Below are 17,508 nucleotides of genomic sequence, written 5' to 3'. Positions count from 1 at the left end.
ACCCAATTAATTCCTATATGTCAAGTTGATGCTAAGCTTCTTTTCAAGATAGTTTCCGGTGACAAAGAAAGTTTCAACAAGCATGATTGCTAATGCCTCTAAAGCCATCAGAGGCTGTCTGGTACCAATCAGACAAAAGATGGCGAAGATGAAGGCGGCAAAAAGCATAACCGTTCTCAAGACCCCTCTGAAATCGTTTATCTTTTTCTCAAATCCCTGCGGATAGATATGCATGAAAACAATTTCATCGTAATTGGTTGCCAAAGGTATCAGCTGAAATCCCAGCATGTACAAGAAAACCGCTGCTATCAACAGAGACAAATACGTATCCAGAAATGCTAAAACTACGCTTCCCAAAACAAGCAGCCGTATCAACAAACTGCTGTATTCGCCTGATCTGGCCAAACATCTGACATACAGATATCTGTACGGATTTTCAGGATTCGGTTTTGGCAAAAAAGCATCCAAAAAACGCCTTCTCTTAGCCTTGGCAACCACATACGGCACGTCGCAAAAAAGATTGAAAAAACGATAAAGTTCCATCATCCTGGCGGTTTCTTTTTCAATTGCAAAATTCCATCTGAACATTTTTTGATGAGCGCTTTGCCTGATGTTTTGAATCAAAAAGAAAATTGCACCTAACATCAAACAGAGGCTGAGCGCTGCATTTAAAAAAATCGCAAGCAATAATGCCAAAACCGGCAATAAAACTCTGAAAATCAGTTCAAATAACAACGAAGAAAATTTTTCATCGTAAAATTCCGCAAATTCAGCAAGAAGCACGAACGTCTTGCTTGTAAGCATCAAAAAAATGATCAAACACACGTCTGACTTTGGAACGTTGCAGGCAAAGAGCATGAACGGGACGAGCACCAAGCCCCCTACGAAAACAATGGCAGCACCGCTCAGATAAGATGAAAAAAAACTTCTTTTGAGGTATTGTCCCATTTCTGATTCTTTGGCGAGCAAAAAAACCGCATCTGCTTTTTTCAGAAGCGTCTTCGGTTTGCCAATCTGCAGCAAAAAGATGGCAATTAAAACCAACAGCGGTTTGGAATACCAAAGATTGCTCGGATGACTCAAGCTTTTGACATAATCAGAATATGCCAATCCAAGACCGCCCAATGCGAACAAAACCGATAAAACGAAAAAATCATTCAAGACATAACGCAAATACTTGAATATTTGCTTAAAATAGTCACTTTGACGTTTTCTATAGAGTCCATCCATCTTATTCACCTTCCAGGTCGGCCATTCCAAGATAGACATCAGAAAGAGTCGCATCTTCTCGGCCATAGTTTTGTTTTAATTCTTCCAAAGTTCCGGATGCTTGAAGTTTTCCGTGATCGATCATGACGAAACGATCGCAGTATTTTTCCGCCGTGCTCAAAACATGCGTCGACATTAAAACACCGGCGCCTTCTTCCTTGACCTTTTCAATCAGATTCAGCAAATCTCTTGTCGCCAAAGGATCGAGTCCGAGAAAAGGCTCATCGATGATGAAAAGCTTTGCGTCCGTCATGAATGCGCAGACGATCATCACCTTTTGTTTCATTCCCTTCGAAAAATTGGCCGGGAACCAGTCCAATTTGTTTTCTAGCCTAAAGATTTTTAAAAGTTCCGAAGCTTTTTTCATGGCCTTTTTTCGTTCAAGCCCGTATGCCATAATCGTCATTTCAAGATGCTCTTTTAAAGTAAGTTCTTCATAAAGCACGGGTGTTTCCGGAACATATGCAAATTGCTGCTTGTATTTTGCCGGATTGTCCAAAAGAGAACAATCATTGAGCGTAATTTTGCCCTTCTTAGGCTTAAGCAAGCCGATAACGTGCTTAATCGTCGTCGACTTGCCGGCCCCGTTCAATCCGATCAAGCCGACCAGCTCACCCTGGTCGACCGTAAACGACAGTTTTTTTAAAACAGGGATGGCAGAATATCCCCCGGTCAGTCCATCAACCGTTAAAATCATATTATCGAATCCTTTCAATATCTAGCTACTCACGATTATATCAAAATTTTAAGCCAATATCCCAATTGGTGGAAAATATTTAACATGTTATAATATGGTTATGTAATCTCGAAAGAAGGTATTTAAATGGACAACTGCATTTTTTGCAAAATCATCAAGGGAGAAATCCCAAGCATTACGGTTTATGAAGACAACAACGTCAAAGCATTTTTGGATATCTCGCAAGCAACCAAGGGACACGTTTTGGTAGTTCCCAAAAAGCATGTCAAAGACATTTTTGAATATGACGAAGAACTTGCAAAAGACGTTTTTGCAAAAATTCCGATGATTGCTCGTGCCGTTAAAGAAAGCGATCCTGAAATCAAAGGCTTAAACATCGTCAACAATAACGGTGAGATCGCATATCAATCCGTTTTCCATTCGCATGTTCACCTGATTCCGCGCTATACGCAAAAAGACGGTTTCAGCATGTCCTTTAAAGACAACTCTGACAGCTACGATAATGAGGATTTGAAGAAGATTGCAGAAAACATCAGGCAGCATTTGGGGTGATCTCAATGAAAAAAACAACCTGCAAATTGATCGGTGCTTGCATTTTGGGAACGATTGCCTTTGCTAAGCGAAAAGAAATTTTAAATTCCGTGGTTAGTCGAACGCAAAAATTCGATGAATTGGTTTCGTCCGTCAATAGCTGGAGTCAAAGCGCCGGCCGCGTAAAACAAAAAACGGACGCTTTCATGAACGCCCTATCCGATTCAGGCGTCGTCTTGTCCGAGTTAACGGAAAGTTTTGAGAAATTTGAAGAAGAGATCAATCCGCTTACAAAAAAGTTGGGTCAAAACATTTCTTCGCTTGATTCCCAAAATTGATTTCCCAATTATTTTTTATGAATTATTAAATTTTCTAAATCGCTTCTTTATTATTACCCATAGTGTGGTATAGTAGTACGTGTTAAGCTTGTTTTACAAGCAATTTTTACGAAATGGATGTGTTATTTAACATGAAGAAATGGTTTGTCGCTGCTGCCAGCGTCTTAATGACTCTCTCGTTAGCAGCCTGTGGTTCTAAGACCGTCGCTACTACGTCTGGCGGTAAGGTTACAGAAAGTGAGTACTACAGCAGTTTGAAGAAGACTTCATCCGGCAAGCAAGTGCTCCAGGAAATGATTTTAAACAAAGTCCTGAACAAGGAATACGGCGACAAGGTTACGGACAAAAAAGTTGATGCTGAATACAACAAGTACAAGAAGCAATACGGCTCTTCATTTTCAACCGTTCTTGCACAGAATAATTATACGAAATCTTCATTCAAGAAGAACATTCGCTCTTCGCTGCTTTTGCATGAAGCTCTCGTAGCCAACACAAAGATTACTGACAAGATGCTTAAAACGCAGTGGAAGGAATATGAACCAAAGATTACGGTTGCACATATCCTTGTTGCTAAAAAGTCCGATGCAGAAGCCATCATCAATGAATTAAAGAAGGACGGCTCATACAAGAATTTTGCAAAACTTGCCAAAGAAAAGTCGACCGACACGGGAACAAAGAGCAACGGCGGCAAGCTGTCCGCATTTGACAATACGGATACCTCGCTTGATTCAACGTTCAAGAAAGCTGCTTTCAAGCTTAAGCAAGGCACGTTTACAACGGAACCGGTCAAGACGTCTTATGGCTATCACATCATTTATTCCGTGAAGAACCCTGGAAAGGGCAAGATGTCCGATCACAAGAAGGAACTTAAAGATCAAATCATCAATGCCAAGGCAAGCGATTCTTCGTACATGCAAAAGATTTTGTCAAAAGAGTTCAAGAATGGTAATGTTTCCATCAAGGACAACGACTTGAAAGACGTCTTGTCCGACTATGTTTCATCATCATCTTCTTCAAGCTCAAAATAAGCATGATTTAAAAGGGTCTGGGAAAAAAGTCCCGTTTCTTGCTTGAATTAAACGAAAAGCCGAACGAAGGCGGTCGAGTTGCGATTGACTTCGTCCGGCTTTTTTAAATGCAATGCTTGCTAAATCAGCGCGCCAAGCTCTCAATCAAATGTATCGCCACACTATTTTTGGTTATTTCCATCATGGAAGGCAATCGTCCTGTATGCGAAAAAGCCGGATCAGATTTCCAATTGATTGCAAATCATCCGGTTTTTCGATTTGAGACAAAGTTTTTTCCCAGCCTCTTTCCGGCTGGACATAATTAAAGAGAGCTTATCATCTAAATCACCCACGATAATCAAACGTCCATCTGATCGTAAAATAAGGCATGTTAACCAACTGGTAATCTTGCGGCAAGGATTTGAAAAATTCATGGATTGCTGCTTCTCGCGCCGTGCCAAAGCCCATGCTTTCAAGTTCTCTCATTTTCTTAAGCGGCATTACCGTATCAAAATTCAGTGCCTCGTCGTCCTCAGAGCTGAACACATAATCAAAAAATACGATGAAAAGCGTCCTTTTATCCAATTGTTTCAAAGCATTCAGTTCATCGTTATTATCTTTAATGCTACCCGTCAAAACTCCGTATGCCCAGGTATCATCCTTCAAAGCCTTCTTTTGCTCCTCGTTTTCCGCACCATACCATTTATTCCCTTGGATTAACCCACGTTCCAAAAAATCATAATCGACAATCCAAGCCGGGTAATCATCTTCTTGTTTATTTAGCATTCGAAGCCTGTCATTTGTCTCATCAATCAGCTTTCTAACTTTGTCATCCATGGGAACCCCTTCTTTCGCCTATATCTTTAAGCATATCTTAAACCTTTTAACTTCAGCTATCAATTCTTCGGTTTAAATTATTTTGCCATATGTTAAAATAAAGATAACAAAATTAAATTTGGAGGATTTTCATGTCGGCTATTAAAATTATCGCAATTGACATCGATGCAACATTATTGAATTCGAATCATCAATTAACGGATACCGTTAAAAACGCAATTAAAAGTGCTTCCAAAAAAGGCATCAAAGTTGTTTTAACAAGCGGTCGCCCAATCTCAGGAATTCGACCTTTTCTTAAACAGCTTGATTTGGATGACAGAAACGATCAATACGTCATCTCTTTTGGGGGAGGCGTAGTCGAAACGACTTCAGGCAGGATTATCTCCGCACGATCGCTTTCATATGATGATTACCTTGACTTGCAAAACATTGCGACAAAACTTGGACTGCATTTTCATGTCGAATCATCAGAAAGGCTTTTTACGTCCGATCGAGATCTTGGAAAATACACGATTGTTGAGGGCTATCTGGTCAATATTCCAGTTTGTTTCCGTTTGCCGGACGAATTACGCGACGAAACGCTGATCAAAGCAATGTACATTGACGATCCAGAAAGAATTGAAGAAGCTGTTAAACACGAAGAACTCTTCAATCAACTTAGTGACCGGATCACCTTTACGAGAAGCACTCCGATGTATTATGAAGCGAACCCGAAAGGCACGGACAAGGGCAGCGCTTTACAGATTCTGATTGACAAGCTTGGACTGACACAGGCAAACGTCATGGCAATTGGAGATCAAGGCAACGATTTGTCCATGGTCAAATTTGCCGGAACCGGTATTGCAATGGGAAATGCCATCGATGAACTGAAAGAATGCGCACAACACGTGACATCCGATTGCGATCATGACGGAGTCGCAGAAGCAATTGAAAAATGGGCGCTTTAAAATTTTTAAAGGTCGAAAAAAAGTCCCGTTTTCCTCTTGAATTAATTGAAATGCCAAACAAAGGAAGGCGCAAGTCGACTGATTTTGTCCGGCATTTTTTCAATTTTGACACATAACGAATCGCTCTGACCATGACCCCATATCTCAGTCAAATTTAACGGAAGACTATCTTGGAATGTTTCCGTCATACCAGGCGATTGTCACACATACGCATAAATTATGCTCGAAGAAAAAGGATTGGTGATCAGGACTTTCTGACTTGCCAGCCTGAACCCTTCCACAAGAAAAAAAGCACTGAACATTTTTTGGTTTTTGAAAAATAATATTAATCTTATCAATGCAGGATTGATTCTTATTACTAGCCTTTTGCTTATGATTTTATGCTAACTGGAGGAACGCTCAAAGCTATTGTTTACTATCGGAGTCATAACCATGGTAATTGCAGTGGCCTTGCTTATTATCGCAATCACGCTGTCGCTTACGAGTAATATTTTCGTTGAACAGAGCATGGGCGGAGAAACTGCCGCCATCGTGGCGAGTTCTGTCAAGTCCTTGCGAACTTATTTATGGTTCAATATTTTTTGTTATGCATCGTTGGTTTCTCCTCAATTCTGATCAGTGCAAAGGACGATGAATTCATGCATAAATAAGTTAAGCGGATGCATTGCATCCAAGCGCTTGAATATTATCTAAAATTTGAACAGTTTTTTTGAGCAACCATTCCCTCTTTCAAGTCAAACGGGAGTGGTTGTCTTGTTTTATCTTAGCATACTATCTTTACTAAAATTTGCGATTCTTTACTGAATTCTGTTATAATATATTTATCTATTAATAGCGAGAGGTTTGATAGAAATGGCAACAATCAAAGATATTGCGGAACGCGCACAAGTTTCCCCCGCAACCGTTTCAAGAGTTCTTAACTATGATGAAACCATGTCCGTCAGTATTGAAACGCGCAACCGGATTTTTCAAGTAGCAGAAGAACTAAATTACGTTAAATACAAATCAAAAAATAAGAAGAATTCTAAATCATCCGAGCCAACGCATACGATTGCGGTTATCCAATGGTATACCGAACAAGAAGAGATCAATGACCTTTATTATTATGCAATTCGCATCGGAATTGAAAAAAAAGCACATCTCATGGGATGCGACGTGACTCGCATCTATCAGGACGATCCGTTGGATAAGGCCGGTAGTGCGGACGGAGTTATTGCAATCGGCAAGTTTTCAGAAGAGCAAATTGAGGATATCATCAAAACAAACGATAACGTCATCTTTGTTGACAGCGATACGTTAAAATACGGATGCAGCTGCGTTCTTTCCGATTTTGCAGGCTCCGTTGATTCCGTCATTGATCATTTTCTTTCACACGGACAACGTAAAATCGGAATGCTTGTGGGTGAAGAACATACCTCGGATCAAAAAGATTCATTAATCGATCCGCGTTTCAAACAGTTTAAGCATCGTTTATCAGAACTTAATCTATACAATCCCCAATACGTTTTTATCGGAAAATTTCTCCCGGAATCAGGGTATGAAATGATGAACCAGGCTATTGAAGAACTTGGCGAAAATTTGCCTCAAGCCTTTTTTGCAGCTAATGATGCTATTGCTTTGGGTGCCTTGCGATCGTTAAACGAGCACAAAATCAGCGTCCCTGACAGAGTCAGCCTTATTTCATTTAATGATACTTCACTTGCAAAATATGCCTTTCCTTCGCTTTCAGCAGTAAAAGTCTTTACGGAAGAAATGGGTGCGGTCGCTGCCAGGATGCTGGTCGATGGACTGAACGAAGAAATCAGCGTTCCGCAGATGACAACGCTGGCTACCTGCTTGATTGAACGCGGTTCAAGCATAAATTAAATCCAAATTAAAAAAGGTCATCTAAAATTACGATGGCCTTTTAATATGTTCTTTTTGAATGCCGAAAAACTCAAAATTGAAATTCTGAATTTTTACTTATTCGATGCCTTTTTCAAATTTTTCAATAACGGTTCATCATCCGTTTGAAGAATGAGTCCTGGATAAACCCGGGCGCACCATACGATTGCAAGGATGACGGTCGCCAAAAACAGTGTTAACGAAACACCGATTCCAATCGTTCCAACGGTACCATTAATAATTCTGAGGGGCATAAAAAACGCTGAAACGCCGGGAATATAGGATAAAGCGACAACAATAACGCTTTCGGGCTTTCCTTGAAATACCATTGAAGCTATAAAGCCTGCAATAATCAGGTACATAACTGGCTGAACAGCCTTATTTGAATCCTCGATCCGAACAACCAAAGCCCCGCAAAGCGCGGCTAAAACCGTACAAAGGATGATCATCAACAATACGTAGACCAAGTTGATTGAGATAAGATGTTTAAATATGATATTGATCATTTCATATGCCGTTTTAAACAAGGCTTCATCCCCCCAAAGTCTTGGAGCCAAAGCGTATATCACTCCGCCGCCGATTGCATAGATTGAGATATGCAAAACAATAACCATCGTCAATCCAAGCATTTTGCCATAAAAATAGTTCTTTGCGGGCATGCTTGAAAATAAAACTTCCATTATCTTCGTCCCCTTTTCGGAACCGATTTCTTGTGCGGTCGTTGTTGAATAGGTTATCAAAATAAAATACATCACAAATAGCAAAATCATGTAGGCAGTTTTATTCGCAAACTTTTCCTGCTGCTTTTTATCAATCTGATTTTGTTTTGATGCCGAATTTTTAATTTCAACAAAATTTGGCTGAACCTGAAGCTTATGAAGCTGATCGTTATTCAATTGCGCCGCAACGATATTTTGCGATGACTGAAGTCTTGAGAGGACGTTCATGATTCCGGCCTTTGACGTTTCGTCAATCGATCCCTTGCCATGATATCTTGCCTCGTATCTTCCTTTTTTTAATGACACGCTGACGTATCCTGCAATTTTATCTTTATTAAGGGCCTTCTTTGCTTTATCAAGACTTTCATATCTGATGGTGACGTTCGTTTGACTTTCGAATTGTTTTTGAAGATTCTTGCTTGTCGCAACAACGGCAATTTCAGTAACGTCTTTTACCATATCTTCTGCATTATCGGAACTGACTTTGCCTAACAAAAGTCCAAGACCTATGGCGAGAAACGGTGCCAGCACCATGATAAGAAAACTCCATGACTTGACTTGTCGCTTAAAAGTTTCCAAAAATACCAAAACGATCTTATTCATTTTTTTCACCGGCCTTCTCTTTAAAAATCTCATCAAGCGTCGGTGGCTCATGGTCAAACGTTCTGACATATGATCCCTTTGAAATAAAATTAAATATTTCAGACCCGTATTTTTCATCCTCAATTCTCAATTCAACGCCGCCGTCTTTGCGTCTGTCTGCTGAAAGGACGTGCGGCACCGCACGCAGCTCTTCTGTCGAAAGCGCGCATCTGACAATAATTCTTGTCAGGCCGTAACTGTCGCGGACCTGCTGAATCGGTCCGTTCAAAACGATTCTTCCGTCATTGATCATGACGACGTCATCGCATAACTCAGAAACGTTACTCATGGAATGATCTGAAAAAATAATCGTTGCACCCCGCCTTTGCTCATCAAAGATAACTTTTTTCAAAATATCCGTATTCAACGGATCCAGTCCGCTAAAAGGTTCATCCAAAATAATAAAGTCAGGCTTATGAATCAAAGTCGCAATCAGCTGCACCTTTTGCTGATTTCCTTTTGATAAGCTTTTAATTTTGTCATTTGGTTTTCCGACGACGCCAAGCCGATCCATCCACTTAGGGAACTCATCTTTGATGCTTTGATTGGACATTCCCTTGAGTCTGGCCAAAAAACGCACTTGCTCATAGACAGTTAATTTTGGCATCAGACTGCGTTCCTCCGGAAGATATCCGATTCGATTATAAGTGTTTTCGTTAATCTCTTTGCCGTCAAGTCTGATAAGACCGTCATACTTAATAAAGTTTAAAATACAGTGAAACGTCGTGGTTTTTCCCGAACCATTTTTCCCTATCAAGCCAACTATTCGACCATTTTCCGCATTAAAAGTCACGTCTTTTAAAACATGTTTTTGTCCTAGCTGCTTATCTGCGAAATGCTTGTTTAAATTTGTGATTTCTAATGACATGATTTTCCTCCTTTCTTATTAAAATACAATTTATCATACAAAAAAATAATCATCAATAAAAATGTTATCATGTATATGATTCATAACTAAAAATATGTAATTGATACATATTGCTTGCTAAACAAAAAATCTCGCAGTGAAAACAAAAACACTTGCGAGATTTTGATAATAGTTAATGTTATTTTTTGGTAATATATCCTTGTGCTTTTAAAAGCTCAGCACACTCAATTGCGCCACCAGCAGCACCACGGGCAGTATTATGAGACAATCCGATGAATTTCCAATCATACACCTTATCTTTGCGCAGACGTCCGATTGAAACTCCCATTCCCTTTTCAAAGTTTACGTCCAATTTGACTTGAGGACGATCGTCTTCCGTCATATACTGGATAAATTGCTTAGGAGCGCTTGGAAGTCCCAATTCTTGCGGAACTCCTTTATATTCAAGCAATGATTGCACCAATTCTTCTTTCGAAGGATTTTGTCTGAACTTAACGAAAGCAGCGGCCGTATGCCCGTAAAGAATAGGAACGCGGACACATTGTGTCGTAATTACCGGACTTTCCGCCGGAACGATTGCCTTTTTTGCATCATCGACATGTCCCCAAATTCTGAGCGGCTCTTTTTCTGACTTTTCTTCTTCGCCCGAAATAAACGGGATGATGTTTCCTTCCATTTCAGGCCAATCAGCAAACGTCTTTCCGGCACCGGAAATTGCCTGATATGTCGTTGCAATCACTTCGTAAGGTTCAAACTTCAGCCACGCAGACAATGCTGGAGCATAACTTTGAATCGAACAGTTGGGCTTTACAGCGATAAAACCCTTCTTTGTTCCTAAGCGTTCACGTTGGTACTTGATAACGGCCGTATGGTCAGGATTAATTTCCGGGACAATCATCGGAACGTCTGGCGTCCAACGATGGGCGCTGTTATTCGAAACAACCGGAGTTTCGGTCTTTGCGTATTCTTCTTCAATTTCTTTGATTTCATCTTTTGACATGCTTACGGCAGAAAATACGAAATCCACTTCCGAAGCAACCTTTTCAACTTCATTTGCATTCAGCACAACAAGGTCTCGAACTTTTTCAGGAATCGGTTTATCCATGCGCCAACGTCCCTTGACTGCTTCGGCATAAGTTTTGCCCGCACTTCTCGGACTCGCTGCTACGCAAGTCACGTCAAACCACGGATGATCTTCCAACAAAGAAATATAACGTTGTCCTACCATCCCTGTAGCCCCGATGACACCTACTCTTAACTTTTCACTCATAATCATACCCCGTTTCACATTTTCAGAGTGTCTTTTACATAATGATAGTTGAATAATGGCTGAAATACAAGTGTTTGACGAATTTTTTCGATATTTTCCGACAAATGCAAACATCAAGCATCAATTGTGATTGCCCTTAAAATCCATGTCCGCAACTCACATCGGAACTTCAAAGTCTTTGACGTCCCACTTGACCGAATTTGTTTTTGAAGCATCAACTTTTCATTCCAAACATTCGAACTGTTCATCCCAAAACAATCCCCATGTGCGCACGCATTGTTAAATTTTCCTCCAACCATTTTACGCGATTGAACAAAAACAGACACTTCATGAAAATGGTGTCATCCGAAATCTGTCAGTTACATGCAAGGGTATTGAATTAAGTTGACTTCAGGTCAAACATCATTTTGAATCATCACTGCAAAAGTTTGCTATTTTAATTTACTAAATATTTTAAGCTGTACCAAAAATAATTATACATACCGCAATATACCTGTTTAAATTGGATTTAATTGAAGATATTAAAAATAAGTATCATTAATCCGATTATGTAAGACGTAGGTTGTTAATACACCAATCAGACATGAAATAAACTGAAAGGAAAGTATTATTCATGAATCATACTCAAAAAAAGAGCAAAAACAAATCGATTGCTCATACTTTAGTCAAGCTGCTTATTTTTTGCAGTTTCATTCCCATCCTCATTATATTCGCCGTCTCCTATCTCACGTTCTCGAATATCTTGATCACCCGAAACAACACGATCAAGACAAGTTCCGTCGGAATCATTCAAAAAGAAAATCTGGAACTGACTAACCAGACAGCTTCAACGCTAGAATCGGTCGCAAAGGGAACGATACTCAACGGAGCAAAATTTGACGCAGTCCAAATCGGAGGCATCTTAAAGCTTGTTGCAAACAGTAACAAGGACATCGTCGGAGCAACATTTGTGGATTCGAAAAATCACGCCATAAGCACGACAAAATCAGAAACCTATGCCAATGCCAAAAATACCGAATGGTATAAAAAAGCCGTCAACAACGAAGGTAAAATCATTTGGACAAGTCCATACCTCGATGACCAAACTGACCGTTACGTTACGAGCTGTGCCATTGCGGTTCGTAATCAAAGCAACCAGCTAAGCGTCGTCAGTCTTGAAATCACATACAAAAACATCGAATTTGTCGTTAAAAAAATGAAAGTCGGCAACACAGGACGCGTCGCACTTGTTTCAAAATCAGCACGCGTCCTGGCCTCAAGAGATACTACGAGCCGCGACATCAATAAAAAAGTTCCGACCGAAATCAATGCATTCAAGCGCGGCAATGACGTTTCAAACGATTCCGTCTTCAAGACAATTAAAAATGCTCCGACAAGACAAGGCTATATCAGAGTTTCAAACGGTAAAGCAGAATACCTCAGCAGTGCCGAAGAAAATTCGGGAAACATCTTATGTTTATTGACTCCCGACGCCGGAATTGCCGACGTCTACTACGATAAGGGAGCAAAAGGCAGCAATGCATGGGCAGTAGCAGCCGTTGCCCAAAATGATCTGTACCGTGAACGCTATAATCTTGAAAAATGGATTATCATCATAGCATTCGTTATCATGCTCATCATCGTCGTTTTATCAGAATTCATCAAAAAAACTCTGCGTTCCGGCACAAAATATTTTGTCGACGTCTTTGCATCCAGTGCTAAAGGAAATCTTTCACTCGTTCCAGAAGATATCGGAAATGACGTTTCAGGAGCAGAGCGCTTCGGCAGAAAATTGTTTGTTCCAACAAAGGATGGCAATGAATTCGGTCAGATCGTCTATGCATACAACATGATGGTCAAATCAATGGTTGAACTGATTCATAATGTTCAAAAGCAAAGCAAAAACGTTGCACAAATGTCCGATTCATTGCTTGAGCTTTCCAAACAAACCGGAAAAGCTACTGAAGAAGTATCTCAAACCATCACCGGAATTGCTGACGTCACAAGTTCACAGGCCGAAGAAACACAAGAAAACGTAACAAAACTGAAAGAACTTTCAGAAATTATCGATCAGCTTCACACAAACGTCATTAACATGAATGAAGAAGCAAAACAAAGCTCAGAAATCAATCAGGAAAATATGAACACGATGGATAAAGTCAACAGCAGCTGGTCAGAAGAACTGAGTGCCATGGAAAAATTGATGCACAGCGTTGAAGAAATGAATGCCAACGTCCAAGACATTACCAAAATCATCAACGTCATCAACGAAATTTCTCGCCAAACCAACCTGCTTGCCTTAAATGCTTCAATTGAGGCTGCGAGTGCCGGTGAAGCAGGCAAAGGATTCTCGGTCGTTGCCGCAGAAATCCGCAAACTGGCAGAACAAAGCGCTGCATCAACCAAGGAAATTGAAGCAATCATTGCCGATATCCAAGCACGATCAAGCAGCATGGTCGATCAAACGAACGCCTCGCTTGAAGGAGGAAAAAAGCAGTCCAAACTCATTCAGAAAGCAATCAAGTCAACTATGGAAGTCTTTAAACGCAATCAATCAATGGCAGACGGCATCTCCAATGTCGAACAAGCTAGCGGAAATATCGAAAACGTTCAAAATAAAGTTCTTGAGGGACTCGAGAACATCTCTGCATCGACCCAGGAAAATGCTGCCGGTACAGAAGAAGTTTCAGCAAACTCGGAAGAAGTTCTTGCAACGATGGACGAATTTACGCAACACGTTTCCGACCTCCGAGATATTTCGGAAACTCTCAGAGAAGAAACAGATAAATTCAAATTATAAACAACTTTATCTGCCCCCAAGCGACTTTAAGATAAAATAAAAAATGCCCGTGACAGGAAATCACCCTTTCCATGTCATGGGCATTTTAGCATATCCTAATCGCTTCAAAATCATGAAATCAGGACAGCAATTTAATTTTAATCGTTTTTTTCTTTGAATTTCGGATGATAGAACATTCTTCCATCCATTGCAAAAAGCCTTTCAGTAAAAGCTCCGCCTTCAGTTCTTGAAACTGAATTTCTGATCATTTGAATCGACGCGTCCAAATTGTCAAGCTGATGAAGAACGTCGGCCTCAAGCAAAAGCGGCTTAACCGGCGAACCATACTCAAGCAAACCGTGATGTGAAACAATCATATGTCTCAACAAAACTGCATCTTCAGAATCCAAATCAACGTCTAGTTTTTTCATTGCCAAGACAATCTGCTCATCAATCAAAACGATATGTCCGAGAAGATTTCCTTCAAGAGTGTATGTCGTTGCTACCGGTCCTGAAAGCTCCAACGTCTTGCCCATATCGTGCAAAATTGCACCTGCATAAAGCAAAGATTTATTTACCTCAGGGTATTCTCCGGAAACGGCTTCTGCCATGCGTAAAATTGAAAGCGTGTGATAGGCTAATCCGCCTGAATAGGCATGGTGATTTGACTTGGCAGCAGGAAAAGACAAAAACTGCTCTGAATTTTCTTGAAAAAGCAGCTTGACCACGTCATGCCACGTTTTGTTTTCAATTTTCTCCAAATACCCTTCCAGTTCCTCTTTCATTTTGCGAGTTTCCTCCGGTGCATCCGGAACATAAAGCCTCGGATCTTTTGGCTCATCCTCTTTTGCCAAACGCAGATGAGCAATCTTGATCTGCGGATTATTTTGATAGTTTTCGCGCTTTCCCTTCAAATAAACGACATTGCCAGCTTTGAACTGTTCAATATCTTTTGCGGACGCATCCCAAAATTTGGCGCTGATTACGCCAGATTTATCTGAAAAGTTGATTGCAATAAATTTATTACCGTTTTTGGCAATCCTGGTTTCCGATGTTTTAATCAAAACAAACAAAGAAACATTTTCGCCTACGTCATAGTCATATAGTTTTTTCGTCATATTTCCTCCATCTGATTCGAATGTTCCTTACTACTTTAACACGAAAACAAGAGCGAGACAAAAAGCCATGTCCCGCTCCGTAATTAATCCTTGTAAAGTTCTTGAATCGGACGAAAAATAATCTTGCTCAGTTCATCCATCATCATGCTCAGAGCCTGCTCCTTTTGCATCAGCGTTTGCAAAGTCTCATATCCGTCTGCTTCTTTGCCTAAATCCTGAAGTTTCTTAAAATCGTCTTCAGTCGGCTTTTGTCCAGACATTTGCTTTTTTTGAAGTTCTTCTTGCAAAGAATGAATCTCATTGAAACACCTAAAAGCCGTCTCATCAGCTTTCAAGGCTTCATAAGCCGTCTTAAGCTCCTGGTATTGACTGGTCTTTCTTAAATCCTGCTCCATCTGATTGGCCGTATCGTAAATATTGATCATGCTGATTCCTCCGTTAATTTCCGAAAATCTGTTGTAATTTCTGCTTGCCATCATCAATCCATGAGTCGACCTTTTGCTTAATTCCGGAACCTGATTTTTTAATGTTGGCTCCGGCATTTTTAATCGAATCCCAAAGATTTGAACTGCTGCTTATATTTTCATATGCCAAGGTCGATGCTGCCTTGACTTTAAATTGACTTTGCTTCGTCTTCGGCAAAATGCCTTCCATTTCCGACTTGAACAACGCTGCGCCGCCTCTGGTACCGGCATTTTCAATCGAATTTTTATTTGAATCAAACCCGACCCAAGTTGCCAAAACAACGTCCGGCGTATAGCCGATATACCATCTGTCAGTATCGGCTGCGGTTGGATCAACTCCGTTTCCCTGAGTCGAACCGGTTTTTCCTGCAATCGTATGGCCGTACGGTTTTGCAGAAGCCCCCGTTCCGTTTTTATAAACGTCAATCATCATGCTTGTCATCTCATTGGCGACTTTTTCCGAAACCACTCTGGTCGAATCAGCATCTTCTTCGTCAACAATCGTTTTTCCGGAAGCATCGACGATTCTTCGTATAAAGTGCGCATCATACTTCACGCCTCCGTTGGCAAATGCAGAGTAGGCAGATGCCATCGTCATTGGAGAGACGCCTTTTTCCAATCCGCCCAAAGCAAGGCTCAGATTTTTATCGGAATCTGATAGTTTCAACCCGAATTTTTCGGCTGAACGATATCCCTCCGAGACTCCGATTTTATTCAACAACCATACTGCAGTCGTATTTTTACTTTCGGCCAAAGCCTGATAAAGCATGATCTTGCCTTGATACGTCCCCGTCGCATTCTTGGGACTGTATTTATTGGAACCATAAGCCTGATACTTGTCTTCAACCATCGAATCATAATGATAGCCATGCTGAAGAGCCGGAGCATAGACGGCTAAAGGCTTGATCGTCGATCCGGGCGAACGAACGAGCTGCGTTGCACGATTGTATCCGCGAAAAACATGACTGTCGTTTCTGCCACCCACCAAAGCCGTTACGCCGCCTGTCTTTGGATCGATGGCAATCGAAGCCCCCTGCGCGCGAGTCCCGTCATCCGCATCATAAGGAAAAAGCGAACTGTCGGCAAAATCTGTTTGCATCGTTGACTGATAGTTTTGATCAAGCGTTGTATAGATCTTATATCCTCGATTCATGATATCTTCTTCGCTAAGACCATATTTTTTGATTGCTTCGTCAATGACCGCATCGAAGAAATACGGATAACGATACCCTGAATCGTACTGATAATTATCGCTTGTAATCATCGGACTGTCTTGATACGATTTCATCTGCTCCTGAGTCAATTTGCCATTGTCTTTCATCAAAGTCAAGACAACGTTGCGCCTTTGTCTTGATTCTGCCGGGTGATTCTTTGGATTATATCCGTTCGGATTTTTTAGCATTCCGGCAATTGTTGCCGCTTGCGGAACCGTCAGCTGCGAAGCATGAACGCCAAAATATTTTTCTGACGCATCCTCAATGCCCCAAACACCGTTTCCAAAATACGCATTGTTTAAATACATCGCCAAAATCTGCTTTTTGCTGTACGTATTTTCAACCTGCATCGCAATGAAAATTTCCTTGGCCTTTCTGGAAATTGTTTGCTCTTGCGATAAAAAGGCATTTTTGACAAGCTGTTGCGTCAACGTGCTTCCTCCGCCCGCAATATCGCTGCTGCCCATGATCCTATTTTTCAGATTGAGCAATAGCGCGCGCACCATCCCCTTGATGGAAAAGCCGTATTCATGGTAAAAATTGCGATCTTCAGTTGACAAAACCGCATCGGCAACATTTGGCGAAATCTTGTCAAGAGAAACCCATGTCCCTTTTTGAGAATACAGATATCCTGCCCTGTCACCGTCTTTGTCATAAATCGTCGTCGGTCTCTCCAAGGCATTCTCGAGGCCCTTGACGTTGGCTGTCTTGGCTACGTAAATCAAATAAATGCTTGTTGCTAAAAAAATGCTCAAACATACCACGATGAACCATCTGATCACTTGGTAACGATGACATTTTTCCTTAAACCAGCTTCCAAACAAACTCAAACACCGTTTAAGCGATTCTGTTATTTTTTTAAAAAAAGATTTGTCCATTCAGATCCTCTTCCATGCTCTTTTATACTTAAGAAATATTATCACATTTGCTCTGATAAAAGGAGTT

The 17,508-nt window shown here is 40.8% G+C and carries 16 protein-coding genes; 7 read left to right on the top strand and 9 right to left on the bottom strand.

Annotation, left to right across the window (positions count from 1 at the left end):
• Nucleotides 1-6 precede the first annotated feature (6 nt).
• Together BMZ95_RS00190 and BMZ95_RS00185 are read right to left on the bottom strand one after the other, a co-directional pair.
• Entirely contained in the window at nt 7-1,230 is a 1,224-nt protein-coding gene (locus BMZ95_RS00190) for an ABC transporter permease (RefSeq protein ID WP_046922817.1), read from the bottom strand.
• 1 nt (nt 1,231) lies between these two features.
• The gene (locus tag BMZ95_RS00185) at nt 1,232-1,966 is read right to left on the bottom strand and encodes an ABC transporter ATP-binding protein (RefSeq protein ID WP_046922818.1); all 735 of its coding nucleotides are present in this window, start codon (nt 1,964-1,966) and stop codon (nt 1,232-1,234) included.
• A gap of 126 nt (nt 1,967-2,092) precedes the next feature.
• On the opposite strand from BMZ95_RS00185, the gene BMZ95_RS00180 reads away from it, so the two are divergent.
• From BMZ95_RS00180 to BMZ95_RS00170, 3 genes are all read left to right on the top strand, one after another.
• Complete coding sequence (locus BMZ95_RS00180; protein WP_046922819.1) at nt 2,093-2,518, top strand: HIT family protein; 426 nt, start codon at nt 2,093-2,095, stop codon at nt 2,516-2,518.
• A gap of 5 nt (nt 2,519-2,523) precedes the next feature.
• Nucleotides 2,524-2,835, top strand: coding sequence for a hypothetical protein (locus BMZ95_RS00175; RefSeq protein WP_046922820.1), 312 nt, complete (start codon nt 2,524-2,526; stop codon nt 2,833-2,835).
• A gap of 131 nt (nt 2,836-2,966) precedes the next feature.
• Complete coding sequence (locus BMZ95_RS00170) at nt 2,967-3,863, top strand: peptidylprolyl isomerase PrsA (protein ID WP_046922821.1); 897 nt, start codon at nt 2,967-2,969, stop codon at nt 3,861-3,863.
• A 324-nt stretch (nt 3,864-4,187) separates the two neighbouring features.
• Here the strand turns inward: BMZ95_RS00170 and BMZ95_RS00165 are convergent, their stop codons facing one another.
• A complete protein-coding gene (locus BMZ95_RS00165; RefSeq protein ID WP_041819998.1) occupies nt 4,188-4,679 on the bottom strand; it encodes a hypothetical protein in 492 nt (163 codons plus the stop codon).
• A gap of 131 nt (nt 4,680-4,810) precedes the next feature.
• On the opposite strand from BMZ95_RS00165, the gene yidA reads away from it, so the two are divergent.
• From yidA to BMZ95_RS00150, 3 genes are all read left to right on the top strand, one after another.
• Entirely contained in the window at nt 4,811-5,626 is an 816-nt protein-coding gene (yidA, locus tag BMZ95_RS00160; RefSeq protein WP_014073566.1) for a sugar-phosphatase, read from the top strand.
• Nucleotides 5,627-6,058: 432 nt separating this feature from the next.
• Entirely contained in the window at nt 6,059-6,241 is a 183-nt protein-coding gene (locus BMZ95_RS11340) for a hypothetical protein (protein ID WP_225354866.1), read from the top strand.
• A 237-nt stretch (nt 6,242-6,478) separates the two neighbouring features.
• Nucleotides 6,479-7,492, top strand: coding sequence for a LacI family DNA-binding transcriptional regulator (locus tag BMZ95_RS00150; RefSeq protein WP_046922823.1), 1,014 nt, complete (start codon nt 6,479-6,481; stop codon nt 7,490-7,492).
• Between the two features lie 92 nt (nt 7,493-7,584).
• Here the strand turns inward: BMZ95_RS00150 and BMZ95_RS00145 are convergent, their stop codons facing one another.
• From BMZ95_RS00145 to asd, 3 genes are all read right to left on the bottom strand, one after another.
• The gene (locus tag BMZ95_RS00145; protein WP_046922824.1) at nt 7,585-8,832 is read right to left on the bottom strand and encodes an ABC transporter permease; all 1,248 of its coding nucleotides are present in this window, start codon (nt 8,830-8,832) and stop codon (nt 7,585-7,587) included.
• Complete coding sequence (locus BMZ95_RS00140) at nt 8,825-9,739, bottom strand: ABC transporter ATP-binding protein (RefSeq protein ID WP_014073569.1); 915 nt, start codon at nt 9,737-9,739, stop codon at nt 8,825-8,827. The genes BMZ95_RS00145 and BMZ95_RS00140 overlap by 8 nt, the downstream gene beginning before the upstream one ends.
• A 178-nt stretch (nt 9,740-9,917) precedes the next feature.
• Nucleotides 9,918-11,009, bottom strand: a complete 1,092-nt coding sequence (gene asd, locus BMZ95_RS00135; RefSeq protein ID WP_014073570.1) for an aspartate-semialdehyde dehydrogenase — start codon at nt 11,007-11,009, stop codon at nt 9,918-9,920.
• A 613-nt stretch (nt 11,010-11,622) separates the two neighbouring features.
• On the opposite strand from asd, the gene BMZ95_RS00130 reads away from it, so the two are divergent.
• Entirely contained in the window at nt 11,623-13,788 is a 2,166-nt protein-coding gene (locus BMZ95_RS00130; protein ID WP_046922825.1) for a methyl-accepting chemotaxis protein, read from the top strand.
• A 137-nt stretch (nt 13,789-13,925) separates the two neighbouring features.
• Here BMZ95_RS00130 and BMZ95_RS00125 read toward each other — a convergent pair whose 3' ends face one another.
• From BMZ95_RS00125 to BMZ95_RS00115, 3 genes are all read right to left on the bottom strand, one after another.
• Nucleotides 13,926-14,885, bottom strand: a complete 960-nt coding sequence (locus tag BMZ95_RS00125) for a 3'-5' exoribonuclease YhaM family protein (RefSeq protein ID WP_014073572.1) — start codon at nt 14,883-14,885, stop codon at nt 13,926-13,928.
• Between the two features lie 83 nt (nt 14,886-14,968).
• A complete protein-coding gene (locus tag BMZ95_RS00120) occupies nt 14,969-15,310 on the bottom strand; it encodes a YlbF/YmcA family competence regulator (protein WP_014073573.1) in 342 nt (113 codons plus the stop codon).
• 13 nt (nt 15,311-15,323) lie between these two features.
• Nucleotides 15,324-17,441: a PBP1A family penicillin-binding protein gene (locus BMZ95_RS00115; protein ID WP_046922826.1), complete on the bottom strand. Its 2,118-nt coding sequence runs from the start codon at nt 17,439-17,441 to the stop codon at nt 15,324-15,326.
• Nucleotides 17,442-17,508: the final 67 nt, after the last annotated feature.

It is taken from the genome of Ligilactobacillus ruminis DSM 20403 = NBRC 102161, from assembly GCF_900113455.1.
GTDB classification, from domain to species: Bacteria; Bacillota; Bacilli; order Lactobacillales; family Lactobacillaceae; genus Ligilactobacillus; species Ligilactobacillus ruminis.
Note: the sequence above shows the minus strand (reverse complement) of the source record. Positions and strands in the feature narration are given on the sequence as shown.